Below are 1,081 nucleotides of genomic sequence, written 5' to 3'. Positions count from 1 at the left end.
CGCCTGTTCGTCGGCGCCCAGCTCGCCGATCTCGTCGAGGAACAGCATGCCACCGTCGGCTGCGCGCAGCAGGCCTTCGCGCGCATTCTGCGCGCCGGTGAAGGCGCCCTTGACGTGACCGAACAGTGCCGACATCGCGCCGTCGCCGCGCAAGGTGGCGCAGTTGACCTCGACGAAACGCCCGTCGAGCTGGTGCCGGCTGCGCTTGAGTTCATAGATGCGCCGGGCGAGGAACGATTTGCCGGCACCGGTCGGCCCCACCAGCAGCATGGGTGCCCGCGAACGCACGGCGACCCGCTCGATCTGCTCGATGGAGCGGTTGAAAGCGGCATTGCGCGTGGCGATTCCCGACTTGAGAAAAGCCAGGCTTTCCTCCTGTTCGCGGCGGAACCGCGAGGCGATGCGGTCGTAGCGGGACAGGTCGAGGTCGATCAGCGTCGCCGAGCCCTCGGGATGGCGCGCCTCGTCCTTGCGCCGCGACGGCGAGGTCTGCACCAGCCGGGCCGGCAGGTAGCGCGCCTCGGTAAGGAGGAACCAGCAGATCTGCGCGACATGGGTCCCGGTGGTGATATGCACCAGGTAGTCCTCGCGCTCGGTGTCGAAGGGGTAGGCGCTGACGAAATCGTGCAGGGCGCCATAGACCTCCTCGAAGTCCCAGGGGTTGCGCAGTTCCATCTGCTGCAGGCGGACCTCGGTATGCGGCGACACCGCGGCGATGTCGGCGCGAATCCGCTCGGCCAGGCCGAGGTCGCGGGCGTCGTTGCCGTGGATCAGTTCGAGGCGGTCGATCAGCAGGTCCGGCTGCTGGCACAGGCCGATGCTCGGCCGCCACTTTTGCCAGCGCGCCGCGCCCTTGCCGAGACGGTCGAGGGTGGCGCCGATGAAGCCGATGGCGACCGTGCGTTTCATCACTGCTTATCCTTCAAGATAAAGATCGATATGAAAATATATAGAAATAGCCAGGCATCTCTCCATCGAATTCGCCGACGAAGCGCAATAAAAAATTTATTCACCTTTAAAATCAAACAGTTAAGCAAGAAACAGTCTCATCCATAAAAACCTGGCACGCCGCTCGCTATAT

Annotated in this window: 1 protein-coding gene; it reads right to left on the bottom strand. The window is 63.5% G+C overall.

The genetic code is table 11. The features are described 5' to 3' along the window. Positions 1 to 909: RNA repair transcriptional activator RtcR family protein (locus tag EEB15_RS33030; RefSeq protein WP_141514233.1), on the bottom strand; the 909-nt coding region annotated here is incomplete at its 3' end. Positions 910 to 1,081 lie beyond the last annotated feature (172 nt).

Source organism: Ramlibacter sp. WS9, assembly GCF_003797765.1.
In the GTDB taxonomy this organism is placed as follows: Bacteria; Pseudomonadota; Gammaproteobacteria; order Burkholderiales; family Burkholderiaceae_C; genus Ramlibacter.
The sequence above is the reverse complement of the archived record's forward strand: the minus strand, read 5'-3'. Positions and strand labels throughout refer to the sequence as shown.